At 67.9% G+C, this 24,674-nt stretch carries 20 protein-coding genes; 11 read left to right on the forward strand and 9 right to left on the reverse strand.

What is annotated here, in order from left to right; translation table 11 throughout:
* Positions 1 to 229: 229 nt before the first annotated feature.
* Complete coding sequence (locus tag AB0F41_RS05990) at positions 230 to 703, reverse strand: MarR family transcriptional regulator (protein WP_357421831.1); 474 nt, start codon at positions 701 to 703, stop codon at positions 230 to 232.
* Between the two features lie 91 nt (positions 704 to 794).
* Here AB0F41_RS05990 and AB0F41_RS05995 point away from each other — a divergent pair, with 91 nt between their 5' ends.
* The 3 genes from AB0F41_RS05995 (at position 795) to AB0F41_RS06005 (ending at position 3,553) form a co-directional block, all read left to right on the forward strand.
* Positions 795 to 1,694: an ABC transporter ATP-binding protein gene (locus tag AB0F41_RS05995; protein ID WP_357421590.1), complete on the forward strand. Its 900-nt coding sequence runs from the start codon at positions 795 to 797 to the stop codon at positions 1,692 to 1,694.
* Positions 1,684 to 2,475 (forward strand): ABC transporter permease subunit, encoded by a 792-nt coding sequence (locus tag AB0F41_RS06000; RefSeq protein WP_357421591.1) that lies wholly within the window; start codon positions 1,684 to 1,686, stop codon positions 2,473 to 2,475. The genes AB0F41_RS05995 and AB0F41_RS06000 overlap by 11 nt, the downstream gene beginning before the upstream one ends.
* A gap of 88 nt (positions 2,476 to 2,563) precedes the next feature.
* The gene (locus tag AB0F41_RS06005; RefSeq protein ID WP_357421592.1) at positions 2,564 to 3,553 is read left to right on the forward strand and encodes an NAD(P)H nitroreductase; all 990 of its coding nucleotides are present in this window, start codon (positions 2,564 to 2,566) and stop codon (positions 3,551 to 3,553) included.
* 170 nt (positions 3,554 to 3,723) lie between these two features.
* Here the strand turns inward: AB0F41_RS06005 and AB0F41_RS06010 are convergent, their stop codons facing one another.
* The 3 genes from AB0F41_RS06010 to AB0F41_RS06020 all read right to left on the reverse strand — a co-directional run bounded on the left by AB0F41_RS06010 (position 3,724) and on the right by AB0F41_RS06020 (position 7,297).
* Positions 3,724 to 5,463 (reverse strand): GAF domain-containing sensor histidine kinase, encoded by a 1,740-nt coding sequence (locus tag AB0F41_RS06010; RefSeq protein ID WP_357421593.1) that lies wholly within the window; start codon positions 5,461 to 5,463, stop codon positions 3,724 to 3,726.
* A 77-nt stretch (positions 5,464 to 5,540) separates the two neighbouring features.
* A complete protein-coding gene (locus AB0F41_RS06015; protein ID WP_357421594.1) occupies positions 5,541 to 6,188 on the reverse strand; it encodes a response regulator transcription factor in 648 nt (215 codons plus the stop codon).
* Positions 6,189 to 6,406: 218 nt separating this feature from the next.
* The gene (locus AB0F41_RS06020) at positions 6,407 to 7,297 is read right to left on the reverse strand and encodes a GyrI-like domain-containing protein (RefSeq protein ID WP_357421595.1); all 891 of its coding nucleotides are present in this window, start codon (positions 7,295 to 7,297) and stop codon (positions 6,407 to 6,409) included.
* Between the two features lie 338 nt (positions 7,298 to 7,635).
* On the opposite strand from AB0F41_RS06020, the gene AB0F41_RS06025 reads away from it, so the two are divergent.
* Positions 7,636 to 8,091: a pyridoxamine 5'-phosphate oxidase family protein gene (locus tag AB0F41_RS06025; protein ID WP_357421596.1), complete on the forward strand. Its 456-nt coding sequence runs from the start codon at positions 7,636 to 7,638 to the stop codon at positions 8,089 to 8,091.
* A gap of 26 nt (positions 8,092 to 8,117) precedes the next feature.
* Positions 8,118 to 9,119 (forward strand): zinc-binding alcohol dehydrogenase family protein, encoded by a 1,002-nt coding sequence (locus AB0F41_RS06030; protein WP_357421832.1) that lies wholly within the window; start codon positions 8,118 to 8,120, stop codon positions 9,117 to 9,119.
* Between the two features lie 86 nt (positions 9,120 to 9,205).
* Here the strand turns inward: AB0F41_RS06030 and AB0F41_RS06035 are convergent, their stop codons facing one another.
* The gene (locus AB0F41_RS06035; protein ID WP_357421597.1) at positions 9,206 to 10,075 is read right to left on the reverse strand and encodes a universal stress protein; all 870 of its coding nucleotides are present in this window, start codon (positions 10,073 to 10,075) and stop codon (positions 9,206 to 9,208) included.
* A gap of 334 nt (positions 10,076 to 10,409) precedes the next feature.
* Here AB0F41_RS06035 and otsB point away from each other — a divergent pair, with 334 nt between their 5' ends.
* Complete coding sequence (gene otsB / locus AB0F41_RS06040) at positions 10,410 to 14,447, forward strand: trehalose-phosphatase (RefSeq protein ID WP_357421598.1); 4,038 nt, start codon at positions 10,410 to 10,412, stop codon at positions 14,445 to 14,447.
* 58 nt (positions 14,448 to 14,505) lie between these two features.
* Here the strand turns inward: otsB and AB0F41_RS06045 are convergent, their stop codons facing one another.
* Positions 14,506 to 15,201, reverse strand: a complete 696-nt coding sequence (locus tag AB0F41_RS06045; RefSeq protein ID WP_357421599.1) for a DUF2267 domain-containing protein — start codon at positions 15,199 to 15,201, stop codon at positions 14,506 to 14,508.
* Positions 15,202 to 15,355: 154 nt separating this feature from the next.
* Positions 15,356 to 15,808, reverse strand: a complete 453-nt coding sequence (locus AB0F41_RS06050; RefSeq protein ID WP_357421600.1) for a CBS domain-containing protein — start codon at positions 15,806 to 15,808, stop codon at positions 15,356 to 15,358.
* 375 nt (positions 15,809 to 16,183) lie between these two features.
* Here AB0F41_RS06050 and AB0F41_RS06055 point away from each other — a divergent pair, with 375 nt between their 5' ends.
* A complete protein-coding gene (locus tag AB0F41_RS06055; protein ID WP_357421601.1) occupies positions 16,184 to 17,071 on the forward strand; it encodes a universal stress protein in 888 nt (295 codons plus the stop codon).
* Between the two features lie 18 nt (positions 17,072 to 17,089).
* A complete protein-coding gene (locus AB0F41_RS06060) occupies positions 17,090 to 18,001 on the forward strand; it encodes a universal stress protein (protein ID WP_357421602.1) in 912 nt (303 codons plus the stop codon).
* A 40-nt stretch (positions 18,002 to 18,041) separates the two neighbouring features.
* Here the strand turns inward: AB0F41_RS06060 and AB0F41_RS06065 are convergent, their stop codons facing one another.
* Positions 18,042 to 18,968: a universal stress protein gene (locus tag AB0F41_RS06065; protein ID WP_357421603.1), complete on the reverse strand. Its 927-nt coding sequence runs from the start codon at positions 18,966 to 18,968 to the stop codon at positions 18,042 to 18,044.
* Positions 18,969 to 19,234: 266 nt separating this feature from the next.
* Here AB0F41_RS06065 and AB0F41_RS06070 point away from each other — a divergent pair, with 266 nt between their 5' ends.
* Together AB0F41_RS06070 and AB0F41_RS06075 are read left to right on the forward strand one after the other, a co-directional pair.
* Positions 19,235 to 20,596 carry a wax ester/triacylglycerol synthase domain-containing protein gene (locus AB0F41_RS06070; protein WP_357421604.1) on the forward strand — a complete coding sequence of 454 codons (1,362 nt, stop codon included), beginning with the start codon at positions 19,235 to 19,237 and terminating at the stop codon, positions 20,594 to 20,596.
* Between the two features lie 85 nt (positions 20,597 to 20,681).
* On the forward strand, positions 20,682 to 22,049 hold the full coding sequence (locus AB0F41_RS06075) for a wax ester/triacylglycerol synthase family O-acyltransferase (RefSeq protein WP_357421605.1): 1,368 nt from the start codon (positions 20,682 to 20,684) through the stop codon (positions 22,047 to 22,049).
* A 5-nt stretch (positions 22,050 to 22,054) separates the two neighbouring features.
* On the opposite strand, the gene AB0F41_RS06080 is transcribed toward AB0F41_RS06075, so the two are convergent.
* The gene (locus AB0F41_RS06080; protein WP_357421606.1) at positions 22,055 to 22,327 is read right to left on the reverse strand and encodes a hypothetical protein; all 273 of its coding nucleotides are present in this window, start codon (positions 22,325 to 22,327) and stop codon (positions 22,055 to 22,057) included.
* A gap of 96 nt (positions 22,328 to 22,423) precedes the next feature.
* Here AB0F41_RS06080 and AB0F41_RS06085 point away from each other — a divergent pair, with 96 nt between their 5' ends.
* On the forward strand, positions 22,424 to 24,613 hold the full coding sequence (locus AB0F41_RS06085) for an MMPL family transporter (RefSeq protein WP_357421607.1): 2,190 nt from the start codon (positions 22,424 to 22,426) through the stop codon (positions 24,611 to 24,613).
* The last annotated feature ends 61 nt before the right edge of the window (positions 24,614 to 24,674 follow it).

Here is a 24,674-nt window from a genome sequence, read left to right on the forward strand (position 1 = left end):
CTTGCCCACAGCGGTCCGCTGACGGTCTCCGAGTTTTCGGCGATCGAAGGGCTTCGGGTCGCTGACGGGCTTCCCCGGTTTCCGGGATGGTGGCGGACATCGACCGGGCGGCCGGAAATCATTGTTTGATCTTCTCCACGGGGTAGCCGGCAAACGCAGGCCCGTGACTCCAGTGGACCGAACCACTCCTTCCTGCGGCTCGAGCGCTGTGATTCCCGAGGCGTGCGGGCTACGGCGAGGTATTCGGGGAAGGATGGTCAGCGGCGTATTGCTCGCGCCATCGGTCGATCAAGGGGACCAGTTCGTTGAGCATGAAGGTGTAGAAGTCCTGCATTTCGTGCAGGCGCCGGGCGGTGGCGGTGTCCGCGCCGGTGGCGTCTATGCCTTCCTGGGCCGAATCGCGCATGGTGGCCAGCAGCATGTTCTGCTGCGACATCAATGCCGCCCACGCGCCGCTGCGGAACCGGTAGTGGTCGCGGCGACTTCCGGGCGCGGGTACGCGTTCGATCAGCCCGACCGGTATCAGATGCTTTATCGCGGTCGAAACTGCACCGGAACTGATCGACAGGTCCGCGCACAGGTCGGCGGCGGTCATGGTGTCCTGTTCGGTGTAGAGCAGTGCTGTCAGTACGCGCGCGGTCGACCGTTGCATCCCGCCGCCCGCCGACAGGGTCAGGGCCAGTTTCTCCGCTGCTTCTCGCAATCTCTCGTTGGTTCCCACACCGCGTAAGGTACCAGAACTGCGAGTATTCTGAATATTTACAAATCTCTGAAAAGTCGATACTTTCTGTCCCATGGTGAAAGCAATCGAGCTGAACGGGCTCACGAAGACCTACGGCTCGGCGCGAGGTCTGGCCGAACTGTCACTGTCCGTGGAGCGAGGGGAAGTGTTCGGCTATCTGGGTCCCAACGGCGCCGGGAAATCCACCACGATCCGATTGCTGCTGGACCTGATCCGGCCCACCAGCGGCACGGCACGGGTTCTCGGACTGGACCCGCGCGCCGACGCCGTCGCGCTACATGCGCGGATCGGTTATCTCGCCGGTGATTTCGTCGCTCCCGGCCGGCAGCGCGTCGGCGCGGCGCTGCGGTTTCTTGCCGCCCTGCGGAGCGGAGCGGGCGCGGACCACATCGATGCGCTGTGCGAGCGGCTGGAGTTGGATCAGCACAAACAGATCGCGGCCCTGTCGAAGGGCAACCGGCAGAAGGTCGGGCTGGTGCAGGCGTTCATGCACGAACCCGAGCTGCTCATCCTGGACGAACCCACTTCGGGGCTGGACCCTCTGGCTCAGCAGACCTTCCTGGACATGGTCGCCGAAGCCGCGGCAGCCGGGCAGACGGTGTTCATGTCCAGCCACATCATGAGCGAGGTCGAAGCCGTCGCCGACCGGGTCGCCATCATCCGCGAAGGCCGCCTCGTCGCCCTCGACACCGTCGCGGGCCTGCGCGCCGACGCCGTCCGTGCCGTCGAAGTCACCTTCGGCCGGCCGGTCGACCCGGCCGAATTCGCCTCGCTGGCCGGTGTCGCCGAGGTCCGGACCGAAGGCGCGACCCTGCGCTGCCAGGTGACCGGCAGTCCGGACGCTCTGCTACGCGCCCTCGCGGGGCACCACGTCGCGGGACTGCTGGTCACCGAGCCCGCGCTCGAAGACCTGTTCCACAGCTACTACACCGGAGAAGCCGATGCTGCCTGATATCTACATCCGGACCCTTATCGACAACCGGCGCGGTCTGCTCGCCTGGTCGATCGGCACGGCAGTGGTCGGATTGATGTACGCCGCCTTCTACCCGCAGGTCTCCGAAGGCGGTATGGCCGACACCGTGCAGAATTACCCCGAAGCGATGCGCGAGGCCCTGCGCATGGACGATATGGGCTCGGCCGCAGGATATCTGGGCTCCACCGTCTTCGGTTTGCTACTTCCGCTGCTGGTGATGGCCTTCGGCGTGACCTTCGGCGCCCGGGCCGTCGCCGGAGACGAGGAAACCGGCTACCTGGACCTGCTGCTCGCCCACCCGGTCGGCCGCATCCGGCTCGCCGTACAACGTTTCGCCGGCCTGGTCACCGGTGCTACCGCGATCGCGGTGCTGGTATTTCTCGGCATGCTCGCGGTGCGCTCCACGGCCGATCTCGAGTCGATCGGAATCGGCGAATTCGCGGCCCAGTGTGCGCACCTGGCGCTGCTGGGCATCACCTTCGGCGCACTGGCCATCGGGTTGGGGGCCGCGCTCGGCAAACGCGGCCAGGTGCTGGGTATCTCGGTGGGTATCGGGGTACTCACCTACATCGCGGGCAACCTCGCCGGGGTGATCGGCGCCGATTGGCTGAAGTACCTGTCGCCGTTCCACTACTACATCGGCGGCGAACCCCTGCGGCACGGGATGCAATGGGACGACGCGACCATCCTCGCTGTGGCTTCGGCAGCCATGGTCGCGTGCGGATTCCTGCGATTCGATCAGCGAGATCTGCGCTCCTGACCGAAACGCCGATGCGTGGCCACCCGGCATGTGGATCGGGGACCAAAGACTCCTGGCGGGCCCTGAATGTGTGTATAGCGTCGTGACTATGACAGACGGGCCCAGTGATACGACGGTCGAACGGGCTGTCCTGCTCGCTGGGAGAGCCCCCTCGCTGCACAACAGCCAGCCTTGGCTGTGGCGATATGACGGACGGGTATTGCGCCTGTACGCGGTGCCCGAACGGATGCTGCCGGCGACAGATCCCAGCGGCCGGCAGATGCTGATCAGCTGCGGCGCCGCACTGGCGCATCTTCGGGCGGCGATGGCGGCGGCGGGGTGGCAGCTGTCGGTCGCCCGCTTCCCCGATCCGAATGCACGGAACCACCTGGTGGACATCACGTTCCATCGCTCGCCGATCGTCACCGAGGCGGAGCTCGCCCGCGGTGAGGTGATCAACCGGCGCTACACCGACCGGAGGTCGTTCGGCGCGCCCGAAGGCTGGTCCGATTTCGAAACAGTGCTGAGATCCACTGTCGATCCTTATGACGCTGCTGTGGACGTGCTGCCCGAGGAGAGTCGGGCCGCGTTGGCGCACGCCGCGCGGATGACAGCGGCGCTGCGCCGCTACGACTCGGGCTATCACGCCGAATTGCATTGGTGGACAGGACATGTGATCAGTGCAGCGGGAGTTCCCCGAAGCGCGCTGGCGTCCTCCGGCGAACAGGGACGGGTCGGTGTCGGCCGGCGATTCCCGACCCGCGGAGCCGAATCCGAACCGGAGGAGGGTCCCGAGATCGACCGCGCCGCCATACTGGCCCTGTCCACCACCTCCGACAGCCACGACGAGGTGGTGCGCTGTGGTGAGGTGTTGTCGACGGTGCTGCTGGAATCGACGCTCGCCGGATACGCGACCTGTCCGCTCACTCATCTGACGGAGGTACCACGCAGCCGCGAGGTGGTCCGGGAACTGATCGGAGGCGAGCACCGGTCACCGCAAGTCCTGGTCCGGGTCGGTGCCCCGCCGCCGCAGGACCGCCCCGCAGAGCGGACTCCTCGGTTGCCTCTTCGCGATATCCTCGCCATGACAACCACCTGACGACCAGCTCGGATCGTCTGCGCGTTCCGCGCTTTCCTACGTCGGCGCCGGTATCGCACGGCGTCGTCGACGCCCCAGTCCACACGGAGGCGACCGGACAGGGCCGAAGGCCCGGCGAGAGCGGGTGCCTCGGCGCTGTCGACCCGCGTGGTCCGCCGATTCCGGAGGTATCAGGGAAGAGGGGCACTCCAGTGCAGGACGGTTCCTCCGGTCGGGTTGCCGGTGATCCGGCAGCTGCCGCCCGCTCGTTGCGCGCGGGCGGTCAGATTGGCCAGCCCGCTGCGCCGGTCGATTTCGGGCGCCAGGCCGATTCCATCGTCGGTGACCTCGAGTGTGACCGTGTCGTTCACGCGCAACTCGACCGAAAGGGTGGTGGCGTGCGCATGCCGGACCACGTTGCTGACCGCCTCGCGTAGTGCGGCTTCCACATCGTCGGACAGGGGCGGCATCAGCACAGTGAGGGGTCCGGCGAGTCGGATGGTGGTGCGCAGATCCGTTTCGGCGGTCAGTTCGGTGACGACGTTGTGCAGGTGCTTGCGTTGGTCGGTCGATGTCACGGCCGCGGTACTGTGCAGATCGAAGATCGAGTGGCGGATCTCCTGCACGATGGATTGCAGGTCTTCGATCGTGTCGCCGAGCCGTGCCTTCACTTCCGGACTGCGTGCGCGCTGGAGGGTGCCCTGGAGGCCGAGGCCGACGGCGAACAATCTCTGAATAACGTGGTCGTGCAGATCGCGGGCAATCCGGTCGCGGTCGGCCACCACATCGAGCTCCCGCATCCGCTGCTGGGTCTCCGCGAGTTGCAGCGCCAGCGCGGCCTGGTTGGCGATAACCGACATCATCGCCTGGACCGCGGGGTCGAGGGGGTGGCCGTCGGCGGGCTGTACGGCGGTGAGGAGCCCGATGACCTCATCACCGACCACGAGCGGAAGGACGAGTGCGGGCCCCCAATCGGTGTTCGTATCCGGTAGGAAGTCGTCGGGAAGGCGGTCGAGGGTGACCGTCCGACCGTGCCGGAACACCTGATCGGCTCGAGATCTGTGCAGGGGGAGGCATTGTTCGCGTAGGTCATCGGCTCGCTCGCCCGCGGCAGCGGCGATGGACAGTTGACCGACATCTCGGCAGGGCAGGTCGGGATCTTCCGGGAGTGCCACGAAGGTGCAGGCAGCTCCGGTGAGTGTCAGAGCTCGTTCGGTGACGAGCTCCAGTATCTCCCGTGGTGTGCCTCCCGCGAGTAGGTCGGTGGCGACGTCCCGGGTCGCTTCCAGCCAGCGGTGGCGCACCTGTGAACGTTCGTAGAGCCGGGCGTTCTCGATGGCGATACCGGCGGCCGCGGCGAGTGCTTGCACCACTACCTCGTCGTCCACGGTGAATTCCTGGGCGCCGATCTTCTCGGTGAGGTAGAGGTTGCCGAATACTTCGTCGCGGACCTTCACCGGTACTCCGAGGAAGCTGTGCATGGGGGGATGGTGCGCCGGGAAGCCGACGGAAGCGGGGTGGCCCGAAATATTGGGGAGGCGAATGGGCTCGGGGGCCTGGATCAGCAGTCCCAGCACACCGTGCCCGCGGGGGAGGTCGCCGATCAGGGCGCGGGTGTGGTCGTCGATGCCTTCGTAGATGAACTGGGCCAACTGATCTTTCGCCCGGTCGGTTCCGTAGACGCCGAGTGCGCCGTAGCCGGCGTCCACCAGTTCGATGGCCGTGTGCACGATGGACCGCAGGGTGTCGTCCAGGTCGAGGCCGGCGGTGATGGACAGCATCGCCTCCATGAGGCGGTCCATCCGGTCGCGTACATCGACGATCTGGGCGATACGGTCCTGGACCTCGTCGAGTAGTTCACGCAGCCGCAGCTGGGACAGCGTTTCGGTGACCGCTGGCCGATCGCTGGTCGGGGAAACCCGCCGCCTCATGAAGTGCATTCTTCCACCGTCTCCGGCCCCGGCCAATGCGTGAGCAGCATCAACCAGGCCGGCGGGCGTGACCGGAGCTACACCTTCTTGTCGGGCTGGGTCATCTTCGACGCGATCACGGCGGCCTGCGTCCGGCGTTCGACCCCGAGTTTGGTCAGCAATCGCGATACGTAGTTCTTCACCGTTTTCTCCGCCAGGAACATCCGGCCGGCGATCTGCCGGTTGGTGAGACCCTCACCGAGCAGCGCGAGCAGGGTGCGTTCCTGGTCGGTCAGGCCGGCCAGCGGTCCGGTGGCGGCTTCGGCCTCGGCCCGGAACTTCGCCATGAGTGTGGCCGCGGCGCGATTGTCCAGCAGCGATTTGCCGGCGCCGACCTGCCGGATCGCGTTGGTCAGGTCGAGGCTGGTGATGTCCTTGACGACGTAGCCGCTCGCTCCGGCCAGGATGGCGTCCAGCATGGCCTGCTCGTCGGTGAACGAGGTCAGCATGAGGCAGCGCAGGTCTCGGCCGGCCGAGAGTAGTTCCCGGCACAGTTCGATACCGTTGCCGTCGGGCAGCCGCACATCGAGGACGGCGACATCGGGTCGCAGGGCCGGAATACGGGCCAGCGCCTGGGACGCGTTGGCGGCCTCGCCGATGACTTCCATATCCGGTTCGGACTCGATCAGATCCGCCACTCCGCGGCGCACGATCTCGTGGTCGTCGACCAAGAACACCTTGATCATGGACCCACCTTCTCTCAGGTACAGGTCGTTACAGAGTACGGAGTGAGAAGGCGGTCGTGCGGTGATAGAGGGCCTCGCTTTCCGGGACCAAAGACCCCTTGTCCGGTCCGGAGCTCCGGTGTGCCGTTCGGTGGCGTCGGAATCCGATGGGGTGCCGCTGTGGCTGAGCGGTCCAGGGTCGCTCGATCCGGTCGGTCAGGAGGCGAACTGTTCGCTGATCACCTGTCACCTCGAACTTGTGCTCGACCCGGGGCTTGTGCTGTAGCCCGTGAGGCAGCGCCCGGTACTTCGTCGTCGGCCGCGCACCGGTCCGCGAGGGTTCGCAGCAGGGCTTCCAGTCGTTGCCTCATCTCGCGCCCCGTCGGTTCCGATGCGCCGAGGTCGCCTCGTTCAAGGACCAGGCCCGGGTCCGTCGTTTCGACGACGGTGAGCGCGCCGTCTGCTCGCAGGCTTATGGAGCAGGGCAGCAGTGGTGCGATCGCACCGACAGCCTCCATCATTCGGAGGGCGAGGCCGGGGTGGTAGGCGACGATGATCGAACAGCTCGCGAACTCGTTCCCCGATCGCGCGGTCATCGCCTCCGCGACGTCCAACTCGCCGACGACTTCGAAGCCCTGATCACGCAAGATCTCGCGGGTTGTGTCGACAATGGTCGCGACCGGGCCGTGGACCCGGACAGCCAGGACGACCGAGGTGACCGGAACGCGGATCTCGGTGAGCAGCTCGGCGGGAGCAACAGTCTCATCCGGTGCCACGTGGTAGATCTCGGTGGGCGGACCGGTGGCGCGGCGGCCGGAGTCCTGGATCCAGCGGTCGATCGCCTGGTAGGCCGCGGCGATGCCGGCGTAATCACCGTGGTGGCAGGTGTGTGCGAAGGACTGCTGTTCGGTGCGGCGGATGGTGAAGTCGAGGTCGGTGTCCCCGGCCGGCCCGGCGACCGGCAGCTCGAATTCGACACCGGTCGTACCGCCTCGGCGGAAGTCACCGTGGTAGGTCGTGCGTGGTGGGCCGATCGGTACGAGACACAGTGTGCGGGCCGGATTCGTCCACGCTGACCTGGTAGCGCATACTTCGCCTCCGTGACGCCGGGCCGAGGTGCGGCAGTACATATCCCCGGTGAGTGCCCCGACCGATGTGCGAAAAGCGAAGGACCTGCCTCCTTCGGCGGAACGACGCATCCGACAGGGGATCAGGTGCCGGATCACCCGATGATCTCGACGCTACGAACCGCCACGCCGAATGCACAGTGCCACGCGACCATCGCGAAGAGGACCTTCGGCTTGTTGCGGTGACGCCTCGCCGCGACCGAACTGCATTCTCGCCCCTCTCGTGTCTTTGCGTGGCGGCCGCTCAGATCAGGACCTCCTGCGCTACGGAAAGGGAATTCGACCCTGTCCTGAGTCACGGCTCGATGGTGCTATCGAGATATGGGCCGAGCGAGGAAGCGGTGACACAGGTGCCAGGTTCGGAGAGGACCCCTGCCCACGGCGCCGGTACGCGGCTGACCGTGGGAATCGAGCGGGCGGAGGCTTTGCGATTGCTCGCGGCCGCCCCGTTCGGGCGGATCGTGTTCACCCACGACGCGCTACCCGCGGTGCGCCCGGTGAACCATTTGATCGGTGCGGACGGGTCGATCATCTTTTGTACTCGCCTGTCCGCCGGGCTGGTTCCGGCATCGGGGCGGTCGGTGATCGTCGCCTACCAAGCCGACGATATCGACCCGGCGCGAAGGACCGGATGGTCGGTGCTGGTCATCGGTCCGGCCCATGCCATCGCCGCCGGTGAACTGGCGGCAGAGTACGCACGCAGGCTCGGCACCTGGGGCGATCCGGCCGGGGCGGTGCTCGGCATGGAACCCACCCTGGTCTCCGGTACGAGAATGATCGAGGAGGTCGCGGTGTGAACCGTGCGCGGGCAGTGCCCGCGGTCATGCGAGCTTGGCGGGTGGGCTCTGCGGGCAGTATCGACCGGAGTCCGCTCGGCGCGTGCCACGAGCCGGTTCCGGAGCCGGGGCCCGGCGAGCTGCTGGCCCGGGTCTTGGCGTGCGGTGTGTGCCGGACCGACCTCCACGTGGTGGAGGGCGATCTACCGGTCCATCGCCGGCATGTCGTACCCGGCCACGAGATCGTCGCGGAAGTCCTCGATACCGACCACACGGATCACACCGGGTTCGCGGTGGGGGACCGCATCGGGATCCCGTGGCTGCGCCATACCTGCGGAATATGCGAGTTCTGCCGGCGCGGCGCGGAGAACCTGTGCCCCGGCTCGCGCTACACGGGCTGGGATGCCGACGGCGGGTACGCCGAATACACGACCGTCCCAGCAGAATTCGCGCTGCCCTTGCCGACCGGCTACGACGACCGCGAGCTGGCACCGCTGCTGTGCGCCGGCATCATCGGCTACCGAGCCCTCGGCCGGGCGGCACTGCCGGACGGGGGCGTGCTCGGCATCTACGGCTTCGGCGGCAGCGCCCATCTCACGGCCCAGGTCGCCCTCGCGCGGGGAGCCCGTGTCCACGTCATGACCAGAGGCACCGCTGCCCGTGAGCTGGCCGCGGCGCTCGGAGTCTCCTCTGTCCAGCGGGCAACCGACCCGCCGCCGGAACAGCTGGATTCGGCGATCCTCTTCGCGCCGGTGGGAGAGTTGGTGCCCCACGCGCTGGAGGCGCTGGGCGCGGGAGGCACACTGGCGCTCGCGGGGATTCACCTCACCGATATTCCCCCGCTCAACTACCAGCGCCACCTGTTCCGGGAACGGCAGCTCCGCAGTGTCACGTCCAATACCCGGGTCGATGCGCGTGAATTCCTGGCCTTCGCACAAGAGCACCGGTTGCGGGTCACGACACATCCGTACTCGTTGGATCGCGCCGATCGAGCTCTGTCGGATCTGTCGCACGGACGTTTCGACGGGGCCGCGGTCCTGGTGCCCTGAACGGTGCCGGGCGCCGCTCGGCACCGATCCGGGCCGGGCAGACCGTCGTGGAGCCGCAACGGCCTGCCGCACTGACGAATTGCCCGCTAGATTCGCTGCCGGGCGACGATCAGCGGGACGGAGAGATCGTGGAGCATGGCCTGACCGGTCGAGCCGAGCGTCATCCCGGCGAAACCACCACGGCCGTGACTACCGACGACCACGAGTTGCGCGCCGTCGGCCTCACGCAGCAGGCGCCGCGCGGGCCGTTCCTCGACGACGACATGGCTGACGGGCACATCGGGATACCGCTCCGCGTAACCGGCCAGGCTTTCGGCCTGGACCGCGCGGGCTTGCTCCTGCATCTCGGCGCGGGAGACGTATCGGAAGAATTCCGACCACGTGGTGACCGCCACGAGAGCGACCCCGTGGAGGCAGGCCTCCTCGAAAGCGATCTCGACAGCCTCCGCACCGCGCGCGGAGCCGTCCACTCCGACGACCACGGGCAAGCCGGCGCGTTCGTCCTCGTGCTCAGCGTAACTCTCCGGGATGACCGCGACCGGGCAGTGCGCATGCCGGGCCAGGGCCGTGCTCACCGAGCCGAGGAGCCCCCGCCCCAGGGCGCCGTACCCGTGCGTGCCGACGACGACCATCCGGGCGTCGCGGGATCGCTCGATCAGCGTGGGCGCGGGCTCCGGATCGACGACGACTGTGCTGATCTCCAGTTCGCCGGCGATTTCACGGGCGAGCTTCTCGGCGGCGGCGCAGACGGCCTCGCCGTCGGCCCGCATCGCTTGATTGTCGAAAGCCACGACACCGAGCCCGGGCCCGAAATCGATCGGTGCGCCGACGGCGTAGACCAGGTTCAACGGGACGCCGTACCGGGCGGCGGCACGAGCGGCCCAGCGCAGGGCTCCGAGAGAAACGGACGAACCGTCGATACCTACGACGACGGCTGGTTCGGTGTGTGTGCTCACTGGGGCGAATCCTCCCGCTCACCGGCTCGAGAAGCCGCGACGCGTCCGCTCGCGGCTTCGGAACCGTTCCGGCTGGTGCCGATAGTGCGACGTTAGAAGGCCGGCGGGATCGTCGATGCGGACCTTGGTCCCGGGTCCAGGAGTCCAAGGTCGTATTCCCGCCGGGCCGGACCGGGCTGGAGTCCGAAATGCCGTCGGCAAGGACTTTCGGCACTCCCGCCGGCGGGGGCGGGTGCGCGACGATACGTGCGAACAGGTCCGCGGATGACCGCCCACGGCCTGCGGCGAGCCCGCGGCGTTCAGGGCGGGGACGTCGGACTGCGGAGGAGGTCGAATGCTCCAGCACGGTCCGGAGGTGGACCCGGTGCCGGCGGCCCACGATCCGGCGCCGCGGATCGACACCCGCCGATACGACGCGGTGATCTTCGATATGGACGGTGTGGTCACCGACAGCGCGTCGATACACGAGGCCGCCTGGACCGAGACATTCGACGCGTTCCTGACGGCGAGACCGGCCGGTCCGGGCCAGGACCGGTCCCCGTTCACCGAGACGGATTACCTGGAACACGTGGACGGCAAACCTCGCTACTCCGGTGTCGAGGATTTCCTGGCGGCCCGTCATATCCAGCTGCCTCGCGGTGAACCGGCCGATCCGGATTCGGCCGCGACCATATGCGGTTTGGGGAACCGGAAGGACAAGCTCTTCCGGGAGATTCTCGCCCGCGACGGGGTGACGGCATTCGACTCGACCGTCGCCCTGGTGCGCCGGCTCCGCTTCCAGGGAATTCGTACCGGGGTCTTCTCGGCCAGCCGGCACTGCGCGCAGGTACTCGCGGCCGCCGGTATCGCTCATCTCTTCGAGGTCCGGGTCGACGGGATGGTTGCCGCGGAGCTGGGACTGCCGGGAAAGCCCGATCCCGCGATGCTGTGTGAGGCGGTGTCGCGCCTGGAGGTCGCTCCGGCCCGGGCGGTGGTCGTCGAGGATGCCGAGGCGGGCGTAGCAGCCGGACGAGCCGGAGGTTTCGCGCTGGTCATCGGAATCGAGCGGACCGGTCGCGGCGGTCGGCTGGTGGCCGCGGGCGCCGACGCGGCCGTCGACGACGCGGTGCGGATAGGGGTACGGGGAGGTTTCCGCGGTATCGGGGAGGTGCCGGACGCGTTCGAGTTCTGGCCCCGGATCACCGACCTGCTGAGTATCGAGAAGCCCGCTGTGCTATTGGATTTCGACGGAACCCTGGCCGAGATCGTCACCGACCCGGCCGCCGCCGAGATGGTGGAGGGCGCGGCGACCGCCCTCACGGAGCTGGCCGATCACTGCCCGGTCGCTGTGGTCAGCGGCCGCGGTCTGGACGACCTCCGCGAACGAATGCCGGTACCCGGGGTCTGGCTGGCCGGCAGCCACGGGTTCGAATTGATGGCCCCCGACGGTACCCGGCATGTGCACGATGTGGTGCCCGGCGTCGAAACAGCCCTGGCCGATGCCGCCGAACACCTGAGGTCGCGATTGCGGGATATCCCGGGTGTAGCGGTCGAGCACAAGCGGTTCGCGGTCGCCGTGCACTTCCGCACCGCCGGCGCCGAGGCGGCCGAACAGGTGATGGCCACGGTGCGCGACACCGGGCGTGCCGCCGGCCTGCGGGTGAGCACCGGTCGCAAAGTCGTCGAGTTGCGGCCGGACGTCGACTGGGACAAAGGCGACGCGGTGCGCTGGATTCTGCAGCATCTCGATGGCGCCGCACTTCCGGTATACCTCGGCGACGATGTGACCGACGAGGATGCCTTCGACGCGATCGAGCCGGACGGGGTCGCCCTGGTCGTGCACGATGTGGAGAACACCGACAGGTATACCGCCGCCCGCTACTCGCTGGCCGGGCCACGCCGGGTCGGTAGTTTCCTGAAGCGACTGGTGCATCTCGTGCGCGCCGCGCCGGCCGGCACCGAGGCGGAGACCTGGTCACTGGTCCACGAGGGCTACGAGCCGGGGCGGGAGAAGCTCCGGGAGGCGTTGTGCACCCTGGGCAACGGCTACTTCGCCACCCGCGGGGCGGCGCCGGAATGCCGAGCAGGTGAATCGCACTACCCCGGAACCTACGTCGCCGGCCTCTACAACCGGCTCCGTGACTGTGTGGCGGGGCAGGAGATCGATAACGAGAGCCTGGTGAATGTGCCGAACTGGCTGCCGGTCACCTTCCGGATATCCGACGGCGGCTGGTTCGAACTCGACTCCGCGGACCTGCTGGACTATCACCAGCGATTGGATATCCGCCGCGCCGAGCTGACCCGGCGGTTCCGGTTCCGCGACGACACCGGGCGCATCACCAGAGTGGAGCAGCGGCGTTTCGTCGCCGTCCACCGGCCCCACCTGGCCGCACTCGCCACCACGATCACCGCCGAGAACTGGACCGGGGCGCTGTACCTCCGCTCGACGGTGGACGGATCGGTGACCAACAGCCTCGTCGAGCGTTACCGCGACCTGTCCGGTACCCATCTGGGAGCGGTGCGCACCACCCGGCTGTCCGGCGATTCGGCGCTGCTGGCGACACAGACCAGCAATTCGCTGGTACCGATAACCATTGTGATCCGCAATATCCTGCGATCCGGCAGGGCCGCACCGCCGGAGACCGTATGCGGGGAAAGATCTATCGGCCACGACTTCAGCGTCGAAGTCCGCGAGGGTGATCCGGTCGTCCTGGAGAAAACGGTGGTGGTGTGCACAGGTCGTGATCACGCCTCGGCCGGCCCCGATGACGAGGCGGCCCGGCGGCTCGAGACTGCGCAGGACTACGAAACCTTGTTCGCCGGACACGCCGCTGCCTGGGATCGGATCTGGGGACGTATGCGCATCGACCTCGACGACCACGGCTCGGTGCGAACGCTGCGCCTGCATCTTCTCCATCTACTCCAGACACTGTCGCCGAACACTGCCGACCTGGATGCCGGAGTTCCCGCGCGCGGCCTGCACGGCGAGGCCTATCGCGGCCATGTCTTCTGGGACGAGCTGTTCGTGCTACCCGTCCTGACGCCACGATTTCCGGGGCTGACCCGGTCGCTGCTGCGCTACCGCTACCGGCGCCTACCCGAAGCCCGCCGGGCGGCCGCCGCGGCCGGGCTGGTCGGAGCGATGTTTCCATGGCAGTCCGGAAGCGACGGGCGTGAGGAGAGCCAGCAGCTCCACCTCAATCCGCTGTCGGGCCGGTGGAATCCGGACCCGAGCCGGCGCGCGCTTCACGTGGGTGCCGCCGTCGCCTATACCGTCTGGCAGTACTACCAGACGACCGGCGACCTGGAGTACCTCACCGAGCGCGGCGCCGAGTTGCTGGTGGAAACAGCCCGGTTCTGGGCGGCACTGGCCGATTTCGATGCACGGCTCGATCGCTACGTACTCACCGGTGTGATCGGCCCGGACGAATTCCACGCCGGTTACCCGGACGCACCGGGAGTGGGCGTCGACAACAACGCCTACACCAATGTCATGGCCGCCTGGACGATCCACTGCGCACTCAAAGCGCTCGAGGCGATCGCACCCCGTGCTCGCGCCGAACTACTCGAGCGCCTCGGCGTGGCTTCCGGGGAACTACCGCATTGGCGCGAGGTCGCCCACCGGATGTATGTGCCCTTCCACGACGGTGTCATCAGCCAGTTCGAGGGCTACGACCGGCTACAGGAACTGGACTGGGACCACTACCGGCGCCGTTACGGCGATATCCAGCGGCTGGACCGGATACTGGAAGCCGAGGGCGACGATATCGGCCGATACCGCGCGGGAAAACAAGCCGATGTGCTGATGCTGTTCTATCTGTTCTCGGCGGACGAACTGCGCGAACTGTTCGCGCGCCTCGGCTATGCGTTACCGGGGGAGATGATCCCCCGGACGATCGACTACTACCTCACCCGGACATCGCACGGTTCGACCTTGAGTGCCCTGGTGCATTCCTGGGTGCTCGCCCGTGCCAACCGGGAACGCGCCCTGGAATTCTTCGCGCGGGTGGTCGAATCGGATGTGGGCGATATCCAGGGTGGGACCACCAGCGAAGGAATCCACCTGGCCGCGATGGCGGGCAGCGTCGACCTGCTCCAGCGTTGCTTCACCGGGCTGGAGGTGCGCGGTGACCGGCTGATCTTCTGCCCCTACTGGCCGAAAACGCTGGGTACGCTGTCGTTCCCCATGCTGTACCGGGGTCACCGGCTGATGGTGCGAGTCGGCGGCAGGGAAGTCGAGATAGGTTCGGAACCCGGGGACGCACCGCCGATCGATATCGTCTGCCGGGACCAGGCGGTACGCCTGTCGCCAGGGGACACCGTTCACCTGGAAGATCATCCCGCGCCGGCGACGGATGCGTGGCGAACAATTCCGGCCGGAACACCTCGCTGAGGTCAGGTGCGCGTCGTCGGCCCGTTTCGATCCGGAGCGCCACGCCGGGGCCCACCGATCAACGGGCGCGATCGGTACTGCCCGCTTGCGTCGGGGGCTGCTCCACCAGCCCCTCGGCCAGCAGAATGCGGTGGGCGGACTGAGCAGCGGCGGCGACCCGTTGCTCGTCTGGAAGTAGCGCCGGCAATTGTTCGAGCCCCCGGGCCAACACGGCCACCGCCTCGCTCAGCACCCGGAGCTGCTGGGCGAGATCGTGGTCCTGAACGGGGGCGCCGCCGCCGTGCCCGGTCGCTGCTCGGGACCTGCGCGCGGACTCGTGGTTCGCGTCGATGAAATCACCCCAGAGCGCAACCCCGAGCGGTTCGGGCAGTACCGCGAATACCCGGGTCAACTGTCCGGGCGCGAACAGTTGATCCAGTGATCGGGTGATCTCCCCGGCGGTCGGCACGACCTCGTGGCGCTCGATCCGTGCTTCTTCGGCGAACTGATCGATGAACGCGGCGACACCGTGCCGGACCGGCACTCTGGCGGGAACCCAGCCTTCGTACCACACCCCACGGAGCAGCTCGGGCAGCTGCGCGCTCACGTGGGCGGAGTTGGACACCCCGATCCGGTCGCGGACGGCGTGCATCCACGCGCGTAGCGCACGGAAAGCGAACTGGCGGTCGTCCGTGCCCAGTTCGCCGGCGACAGCATTCAGCCAGGTGCGAGCGGTGTGAATGTCGGCGGCAAGAGGATCATTACGGTGCGCCATACGGTCGCCTTTCTCGCTGCTCGTCCGAGTACACCGGTGGGTGCCGGGCTTGGGATGGTCTCGCCGACGAGGGCGGACAGCAGAGCCGATGGACGGGGCTGCGGCGCGGGCCGCTGCGGTCTCCTGCCACCCGACCTGTGGGCGGCGTCGACAGCTAGGTCATGGGTGCTTCGGCCTGCGCGGGCAGCTGCGGTTCACATACCGCCTCGACGAACTCGCCGACTTCCTGCTCCGGCAGTTCCCGGGCCAGGTCGGCTTCGGTGATGATGCCCACCAGCCGGCCGTGGTCGGTGACCGGGAGCCGGCGGATCTGGTAGCGCTCCATCAGTGCCAGAGCCTCGCCGATATCGGTACCGGTCTCCACTGTGCGCAGCTCGTCCCCTTGGGCGTACTCACCGGCGGTGGCGGTTGCGGGGTTGTGTCCCAGCGCGACACAGTTCACGACGATATCGCGATCGGTGACGATACCTACCGGGTTGCCTTCGCCGTCGCAGATCGGCAGGGCGCCGATGCCGCGTTGACGCATCTGCTGTGCCGCGACGTCCAGCGTGTCACGCACCCCTATATGGGTCACTTCTTCGTGCATCACAGCCTGCGCGGTCGTCATGGTTGCCTCCCTGATGTCACATGTCCGGTGATGTGCCCATCCTCGCCGCCGGAACCGGGTGGCGTCAGGGGACTAAGTACTCTGCGGCAGGTCTTCTGTCGTCGAAGCGAAATGGATTGTTCCGCGCCGCGCTGCACCTTCTCGTGCCGCTCTTCCCTTGTCGTGTGCCGCGCGATCTCCGGGGCGCGCCTACTCGGCCGCATCGGCGGTCCGGCGCCATCTGCTGCCGGAGGACACCAGGACAGGGGACTTTCGACTGTCTCGGCGGGCCTGGGAAAACGGGAGGCTGAGGACGGACGATCCGGCGACCAGAGGTAGCCGCGATGGCCGGGGTGGAGACCGGCTACGCGCCCCCGGACCAGGACGGAGCAGCCGATGGCAAAGGCTCGGGCCGAGAAAGACGGCGCACCCATCGTGGTGGGCGTCGACGGCTCGCTACCGTCGCTCCGTGCCGCGGCATGGGCCGGGCCGGCAGCCCAGCTGTGGGGGCAAAGCCTGCATCTGCTCACTTCGTGCGCACTGCCGCCTCGTTCGGGGACATCGGTGCTGGACGATTCGGAGCTCGAGTGGCTGCGGGCGGATGGGGAATGGGTGCTCGACGAAGCGGTGCGAGCAGCACACGCGACGGCCGGCGGCTCGGTGCCGATCACGACAGAGCTGACCTTCGAACAGATCACCCCTACCCTGCTGGACCGCTCGGCGCGGGCGGCGATGCTGGTCGTCGGCAGACGCGGCCGCGGTGGGGTCGCCCCGACAGTCATCGGCTCGCTCAGCTCCGCGGTGACAGCGTATGCGCAGTGCCCCGTCGCAGTCATTTCCGGGCAGTCCGGCACCGACGCCGTCTCCCGGAACAAACCGGTAGTGGTCGGGGTCGACGGCAGCCCGCACAGCCTGGTCGCGCTGGAAACCGCTTTCGCCGAGGCGTCGCGCCGCGAGGTGGGGCTGGTGGCGGTGCACGCCTGGAGCGATACCAGCGGAATCGCACTTCCCGCCGATAGGCGTCCCACCGACGAAGCTCTGCTGGGCCGGTGGATGGCAGGTCCCGTCCGGCGCTATCCCCAGGTGAAGGTCGAAAGGGTCGTCCGGACCGATGCGCCCGCGCGGACGCTGACCGCCGAATCGGCGTGGGCTCAGCTGCTGGTTGTGGGTCGCCGCGGCCGTGGCGGAGCTCCGGGCACCGTCTTGGGAGCGACCACGATCGCGCTGCTGTACGCGGCGGAATGCCCGCTCGTGGTCGTGCACGGTCGGCCCGTGCGGAATTAGCAGGGAAGGAGAAAGCCGATGGCAGACCATGGATCCGGCCCGCAGGCACACTCCGAGCCGCTGATAGTCGCGGGCGCGGACGGCTCACCGAGCTCCTATCGAGCGGTGGCCTGGGCCGCCGTCGAAGCAGGTTTGCATCAATGCGGACTGCACCTCGTCAATTCGTGGACGATTCCGTCCGGCTTCGGACCCGAAACGATCGCGACCGAGAACGATCTGCGGTGGATGCGTGAAGAGGGCGAGCGAATCCTCACCGAGGCGGCGCGCGTGGCCCGGACAGCGACCCCGGGCGACGAACTCGCCGTCACCACCGAGGCGACCGATCTGCTCATCGTGCCCGCGCTGATCGCGCAGTCGTCCACGGCGCGAATGCTGGTGGTCGGCAGCCGTGGTCTGGGCGCCTTCCAGCGCGGCCTGCTCGGATCGGTGAGTACGGCGGTCACCCGCCACGCGCACTGCCCGGTCGCGGTGATCCACGCCGACACACCACTGGACGTGGTTTCGGCCGGCCGGCCGGTACTGGTGGGCGTCGATGGCACCGGCAACAGCGTCGCGGCGGTGGAACTCGCCTTCGACGAGGCCGCGCGCCGCGAAGTCGGACTGACCGCGCTGCACGCCTGGAGCGATACCAGCGGACTCGATATCCCGGTCCGCAACTGGGACAGCGCCCGGGCATCGGCGGAAGCGGAGCTGGCCGAGAACCTCGCCGGGTATTGCGAGCGGTATCCGGACGTCCCCGTCCAGCGGATCGTGACCGCGGACCGGCCGGTCCGCTCGCTACTCGACGCTTCGGACGACGCGCAACTGGTCGTCGTGGGTAGCCACGGGCGCGGCGGTTTCACGAGCATGCTGCTCGGATCGACGAGCAACGCGCTGCTGCATTCCGTGGATACTCCGATGATCATCGTCCGCGTGCCGGACGCCCGATGAGCTGTGAGCGTGGGGCAATTCGTGGGGCCGGAAGCAGGAGTCAGCGGCGTTGTTCGGTATGGGCGACCATGACCGGGCAGTGCGCATGCTGGACGAGCGCATTCCCGGTGGATCCCAGGAACAGGCCGCGGAACCCACCCCGGCCGCGGTTGCCGACGACCACCAGTTGCGCCAACCTCGACCACTCGGTCAACTGATGAATCGGCCCGGCGGGGTAGACCTTGCGGATGACCGGGACATCGGGATACTTCTCCTGCCAACCGGCGAGATGTTCGGACAGGAGGGCCTGTGCAGAGGCCGCGACTACCGGGTCCGTGATCGTATTCGGGTATCCGGCAAAGCGATCGAAGCGCTGATCGCACCAGACGTGTAGTGCCACGAGTCGCGTCCTGCGCTCGGCGGCCTCGTGGAAGGCGGTGGCGAGGGCAGCTTGGCTGCGGCCGCTGCCGTCTATGCCCGCCACCACAGGGTATCCGCCGCCGGACCGGAGTTCGGCGCCACGATGCCGGACCACCGCCACGGTCCCTCGCCCGTGTGCGACGACAGCGAGCAGCGTGGAGCCGAGGTGGGCGAACGTCCCGCTGTCGCCGGCCGCGCCGAGGACGACCATATGCGCGTCGGCCGATCGCGCGATGAGCAGTCGCGCGGATCCTGCCTCGCAGACCTCGGTACGGATCCGGACGCCGGGAGCGATCGTCCGGGCCAGGCGCGTCGCCGAGGTGATGTACTCCGCTCCGCACCGCCGGATGTTGTCGATGACGCCGGGAGCCAGTACGTCATAGGAGCCCAGTGCGGCTGCGGCGGCCGTGAGATCCAGCCCGTGCACGATATGCAGGGCCCGGCCACGCTGGGCCGCGGTTTCCGCGGCCCAGCGCACTGCCCGGTGGGAGGCGGCGGAACCGTCGGTGCCCACCACGACGGCAGCGGAGGCCAGATTGTGTGGTCGGTCCGTGCGGTGGGCGGCCATATCGTGGGTCCCTTCGGCTCGACGAGCACAGTATTCGTAGAGTAGAAGCCCGTTTCCGCCCGGCACGCCTGTCGTTTGTCATGAACCCGGGGGCCGAAAGGCGATAGTCCGGTCCATCCGGTGGACGGCGTGGCGGTTCCGACACCGGGGATCGGTGACCTTCGCCTCTGCCGGTGATCCGGCGGTGGGGGAACAGTGAAGAGGACGACGCTCTTACCGATCGCCCACGACGAAAGCAGCCGAGAATGGGTTCCGGTGCCTCCCATATGACCCAGTCGGACCTGTTCACCTGGAGCATGGAACAGGATCCCGTGCTCCGTTCGACCATCGTCTCGGTGCTCGTTCTCGACGCGGAACCGCAATGGGACACGGTGGTGCGGGTAGTGGACCGGGGGACCCGGGTGGTCCCGCGGTTTCGGCACATCCTGCGCACGGTGCCGCTGGGTCTCGCCCCGCCTCGCTGGGAACCGGACCCGAACTTCGATCTGTCCTGGCATCTTCGCCGCGCCGCGTTGCCGGGTGCGGCGGACCGGTCAGATGTGCTCGAGTTCGCCCGGAACGAGGTGATGACAGCCTTCGACCCCGCCCGCCCATTGTGGACATTGACCCTGTTGACCGGTTTGCCCGAAGGGCGCACGGTGGCAGTCCTCAAGGTCCATCACAGCTTGACCGACGGCGTCGGCGGTATGGAGATCGCCGGACAGATACTGGATATCACCCGAGAAGGGACAGAACGCGGACCGGTCCGCGGACGGAGCGGGTCCGTGGCGGGACAGGTCGCCGATACGCTGGCGTGGAACTGGTCGACGGGGTATGGACTACTCCGCGGCGGAGTGTCTGCGGTGGCGGCGCTCGGACGAGCGGCCTGGAATCCGGTGGCCGCGGCGCGCGGTGGCGCGGCCCTCACGTCCTCGCTGGCGCGCCTGGCCCGTCCCGTGGTCACCACGATGTCGCCGGTGATGACCGAACGCAGTCTCGGACGGCGGTTGACGGTACTCGAGGTGCCGCTCGAACAGTTGACCCAATCCGCACTCACGGCCGGATGCACCGTCAACGATGCCTTCCTCACCGCCTTGCTCCTGGGATTGCGTTCCTACCACGCTCGATACGACGCGCCGATAGAGCAGCTGCGGGTGACGGTCCCGATCAGCATCCGAGCCGAAGACGACCCGATCGGCGGAAACCGGATCACCCTGGCCAGATTCGGCATTCCGGTCCACAACGACGACGTCTTGGACCTGATATGGGTGGTGCACGATCTCGTCGACCGCTGGCGCCGTGAACCCGCCCTCCCACTGTCCAATGCGGTGGCGGCCGTGTTCGACCGCCTGCCCAGCGGCGCGCTGGCGCAGATGCTGAAGCACATCGACTTCGTCGCCTCCGACGTGCCGGGCTCACCGATCCCGCTCTACCTGGCGGGCGCCGAGGTCGAGAGCATCCATGCGTTCGGCCCGACCATCGGCACCGCGTTCAACGCCACACTGGTCTCCTATCTCGGAACATGTTGTGTGGGAATCAATGCTGATACGGCGGCAGTGCCGGATCTGCCGGAATTCACCGCCTGCCTCGATTCCGGGTTCCGCGCAGTGTCGGCGCTCGGTTCCGGCACGGCTACCGCTGCGAGATGAGGGCCATGACCGGCCGGTCCGACGTCCGCGCCACAGTCACGAGCACGCCGACTGTGCGTCCAGACCCCCGCGACAGGAGTGCATGATGACCGAGCTCCGGGCACTCGACACCGGCTTCATCGAATTGGAGGACGCGGATCGGCGGATCAGCCTCGGTATCGCGGTTGTCGCGATCCTCGACGGGCCGCCGCCCCTGCGCGATGCTTTCACCGCGACCCTGGGGCAGCGGCTCGGCGGGATGCACCGGTTGAAGCAACGAGTACATCGCGCCCCATTCGATGTGACGGCCCCGCAATGGGAGGACGATCCCGCCTTCGACCTCGCTCACCATATTCGCTGGACAGCCCTGCCACGGCCCGGCGACGAGAAGACACTGTGGGAGTTGGTGGCCACCGAAATCGAAGAGCGTCTCGATCGCGACCACCCGCTGTGGCAATGCGTCGTGGTGGAGGGCCTGACCGGGGACCGCTGGGCATTGGTCTTGAAAGCACACCACAGCCTGGTGGACGGAATCTCCGGAGTCGCAGTATTCGCCAACCTCTGCGATCCGCCGCCGTCGGCCGAGGGCAAGCGGGCACCTCCGCGTCGTGCACACCGGCCACCCGAACTCTCGACCTTGCTGAAGTTCCCGGTGTCGCTACCCGGGATCGCCTTCGATACGGTGCGCCGCCTCGTTCCCATCGGCGCGGCCGTGGTCGAACCGGGACCGGTGTCCTCGCTCAACGGGCCCATCGGGCACCGGCGTCGATATACCGCAGTACGGGTGTCGCTGCCGGTGGTCGCCGATATCGGCGCGAAGTACCGGGTCACCGTCAACGACGTGGTTCTCGCCGCGATCACCGCGGGCTACCGGGAGCTGTTACTGGAGCGCGGCGAGACGCCGACCGCACACGGACTGCGCATACTCGTGCCGGTGTCCATGCGGGCCGAGCACGCGAAATATGTGCTCGACAATCGGGTCTCGGCGGTTCTGCCGTACCTGCCGATCGACCGAACCGACGCGGTCGACCGCCTGCGCGCCGTCCATGCGTCCATGCAGACCCAGAAATCCGGTGGTGCGGCGGGGGCGGAGCATACGGTTCTGGGTCTGGCGGGGTGGCTTCCGTTCGCGGCAGTGGCGTGGACTCTGCGACTCGCGACGCGGTTTCCCCAGCGCGGTGTCGCCGCGGTGGCGACCAATGTGCCAGGACCGCGGCACGAGCTCACTCTCCACGGCCATGAAGTGCTGGAATTGCTGCCCGCGATGCCGATCGCTATGCGCCTGCGGACCGCGATCGCGATCCTCAGCTACCACGATCACCTGGTGTTCGGTATCACCGGTGATTACGATACGACCCCCGATATCGACGTGCTGGCGGAAGGGATTCGAAGCGCCGTAGGTGAACTCGCCGCCCGCGCCGCCTGTGGTCGCGATTCTTCCGGTGGGCCCGCGAAGGACGGGGAGAACGGGTAGGTGTCTCACCGTTCCTCGGTGGAGGAGAAGGACGGCGGTCCCTGGTAGGGGCGTTGCGGAGCGGCGAATTCCGGGACGGTGGCTGTGGTGACGAGGGCCTCGCGCAATGCGCGGCCCTGATCGGGGCGCGGCGGCGCGGTGAGGACCGGCCCGGCGAACCCGCGCCCGCCGATCGAAATGATCGGGCTGCCGCCCGGTCCGCCGAGGGTGTCCTGGCTCGCTCGGTGAAAGCGGGCAACCGCGGGATCGTATGCGGAGTCGTCGAGTGCCCCGCTCAACGCGGGGTCGAGGCCTACGCCGGCACCAATATACCCCCTGGGGTATAGTCGGCCGCGGATCAATACCCCGGGGGGTATATGGACACAGGAGTACCGATGAGCGAAGACATCCAGAATCCGGGAGGCGGCGGGTCGACACGCGCGGCGACCGCGGTCGCCCCGGAACCCTCGTCCACGCCGCTGGGTGGGCCGCTCGCGCGACTGGGTGCGGCCATGGCCGGGCGCGCGCGCCTGGTTTTCGGGGTGTGGCTGGTAGTGGTGGTCGCACTGGGCGCGGCCGCGCCCAGTGTGTTCACCGCGCTCGCGGGCGCGGGCTGGCAGGCCGACGGGTCGGAGTCGGTGCGCGTGCGTGCAGTCGCCGAACAGCACTTCGGCGGGAACTCCTCGGCCGCGGTGCAGGTGGTCGTGCACTCCGGCTCCGAGACCGTCGGCAGTCCCGCGATGACCCAGGTGATCGGCGAGATCACTCAGGTGTTCGCCGGGGACGACCGATTCGGGCCCGTGATCGCTCCGCAGCCGGGAACGACGATCAGTCCCGACGGCCACACCGGGATCCTCATCGCGGGCGCGAACGCATCCACCGACGATATGGTCCGGGCAGTCGACGACCACAAAGCGGCCCTCACGGCGCTGTCGGGCGGGGGAGTGGAGGTCTATCCGACGGGCGCGTCCGCGCTATGGAGTGATTTCAACAAGGCCAATCACGACGCGATGATCAAGGCCGAGTTGTTCTCCTGGCCGGCGACGCTCGCGATCATGGTGCTGGCGTTCGGGTCGCTGGTCGCGGCGGGGCTGCCGCTGCTGCTGACCGTGGCCGGTCTGGTGGCCTCCGCCGGTGGACTGGTGCTGCTGAACCAGATCACACCCATCTCGGTGTGGGCGATGAACTTCGCGATGATGTTCGCCCTCGCGCTCGGGATCGATTACGCCCTGTTCATCGTCGCGCGCTTCCGGGACGCGCTGACCAGAGGGTCCGACACCCGGCGGGCGGTCGCCGAAACCATGGACACCGCCGGCAAGGCGGTTGTGCTGTCGGGCATCACGGTGCTGGTCAGTTTGTCGGCGGTGCTACTCGTCCCGGCGCCGGCGGTGCGCACGATGGCCGTCGGCATCATGCTGGCCGTGGTGTTCGTACTCGCCGCCACTCTGACGCTGCTGCCCGCGACGCTGGGCGCACTCGGCAACAAGATCAACGCTGGTTCGCTCCCGTATGCGAAACGGCAACAGCACCGGTCCCCGCGGTTCGCTCGATGGGGTGAGGTGCTGCACAACCACCCGTGGCCGTTCGCGGTGGCCGCGCTCGCCGTGCTGATCGGGCTGTCGATTCCGGTGCTGGGGTTGAAGGTCGCGATGCCCTCGATCCAGGTCGTGCCCGCGGACGCGCCGGTGCGTCAAGGGTATGAACTCGTGCAGCGCCAGCTGGGCCCCGGTGCGCCGGGAGCGCTGCAGATCATCGCCCCCGCCGAAGACGCCGCCGAAACCGGACGTCTGGCCGCGGCCACCGACGGTGTCGCCATGGTCACCTCGGCCCAGCCCTCCGGCGACGGCTCGGATCTGGTGATGCTGCAGGCCCTGCCCGAAGTCGACCCCTCCGACGAACGCATGGGGGCGATCCTCGACGACCTGCGGGAACGGCTCCCCGACCAGACGATCGTCGGCGGCGCCCCCGCCGAGAACCTGGATCTGCAGCAGGCGCTCGACGACTATCTACCGATCATCGTCGGCGTGATCCTCGTACTCGGTTTCGTGCTGCTGCTGGTCGCGCTGCAGGCTCCGCTCATCGCGGCGCTGGGCACCCTGGTCAGCCTGCTGTCGACCGCCGCCGCGTTCGGTGTGGCGAAACTGATCTTCCAGGACGGTCACGGCGCGAGCCTGCTCGGCTTCACCCCGCAGGGATTCCTCGACGGCTGGGGGCCGGTGTTCTTCTTCGCCATGATCTTCGCGATCGCCATGGACTACACCGTGTTCCTGCTGGCCACCGCGAAAGAACACTACGAGCGCACCGGGGACCCGAAAACCGCCCACGTCGACGGACTGGCGCACTCCGGGCGGGTGATCTTCGCGGCGGCCGCGGTCATGGTCGCGGTGTTCTTCACCTTCGCCCTGGCCCAGCCGCTGCCACCCAAGGAAATGGGCATCATCCTCGGCGTCGCGGTCCTGCTCGACGCACTCCTGGTGCGGTTGGTCCTGCTACCGGTCCTCCTGCGACTGACCGGCCACGGTGCGTGGTGGTCGCCCCGCCGGCTGCGCAGACTCCTGCCGAGTATCAGTTTCGCGCACCACTGAGGGACGCTCTGTGCCCGCCTCACGCTGGATAGATACCCTGGGGGGTATCATGTCGGGGGAC

The sequence above is a fragment of the Nocardia sp. NPDC024068 genome (assembly GCF_040638875.1).
In the GTDB taxonomy this organism is placed as follows: Bacteria; Actinomycetota; Actinomycetes; order Mycobacteriales; family Mycobacteriaceae; genus Nocardia.

Bases quoted from the DNA above. Each gene is read 5' to 3' on its own strand.
- AB0F41_RS05995 (WP_357421590.1), top strand. From the start codon at position 795: ATGGTGAAAGCAATCGAGCTGAACGGGCTCACGAAGACCTACGGCTCG.
- AB0F41_RS06000 (WP_357421591.1), top strand. From the start codon at position 1,684: ATGCTGCCTGATATCTACATCCGGACCCTTATCGACAACCGGCGCGGT.
- AB0F41_RS06005 (WP_357421592.1), top strand. From the start codon at position 2,564: ATGACAGACGGGCCCAGTGATACGACGGTCGAACGGGCTGTCCTGCTC.
- AB0F41_RS06010 (WP_357421593.1), bottom strand. From the start codon at position 5,463: ATGAGGCGGCGGGTTTCCCCGACCAGCGATCGGCCAGCGGTCACCGAA.
- AB0F41_RS06015 (WP_357421594.1), bottom strand. From the start codon at position 6,188: ATGATCAAGGTGTTCTTGGTCGACGACCACGAGATCGTGCGCCGCGGA.
- AB0F41_RS06020 (WP_357421595.1), bottom strand. From the start codon at position 7,297: ATGTACTGCCGCACCTCGGCCCGGCGTCACGGAGGCGAAGTATGCGCT.
- AB0F41_RS06030 (WP_357421832.1), top strand. From the start codon at position 8,118: ATGCGAGCTTGGCGGGTGGGCTCTGCGGGCAGTATCGACCGGAGTCCG.
- otsB (WP_357421598.1), top strand. From the start codon at position 10,410: ATGCTCCAGCACGGTCCGGAGGTGGACCCGGTGCCGGCGGCCCACGAT.
- AB0F41_RS06045 (WP_357421599.1), bottom strand. From the start codon at position 15,201: ATGGCGCACCGTAATGATCCTCTTGCCGCCGACATTCACACCGCTCGC.
- AB0F41_RS06050 (WP_357421600.1), bottom strand. From the start codon at position 15,808: ATGACGACCGCGCAGGCTGTGATGCACGAAGAAGTGACCCATATAGGG.
- AB0F41_RS06055 (WP_357421601.1), top strand. From the start codon at position 16,184: ATGGCAAAGGCTCGGGCCGAGAAAGACGGCGCACCCATCGTGGTGGGC.
- AB0F41_RS06060 (WP_357421602.1), top strand. From the start codon at position 17,090: ATGGCAGACCATGGATCCGGCCCGCAGGCACACTCCGAGCCGCTGATA.
- AB0F41_RS06065 (WP_357421603.1), bottom strand. From the start codon at position 18,968: ATGGCCGCCCACCGCACGGACCGACCACACAATCTGGCCTCCGCTGCC.
- AB0F41_RS06070 (WP_357421604.1), top strand. From the start codon at position 19,235: ATGACCCAGTCGGACCTGTTCACCTGGAGCATGGAACAGGATCCCGTG.
- AB0F41_RS06075 (WP_357421605.1), top strand. From the start codon at position 20,682: ATGACCGAGCTCCGGGCACTCGACACCGGCTTCATCGAATTGGAGGAC.
- AB0F41_RS06085 (WP_357421607.1), top strand. From the start codon at position 22,424: ATGAGCGAAGACATCCAGAATCCGGGAGGCGGCGGGTCGACACGCGCG.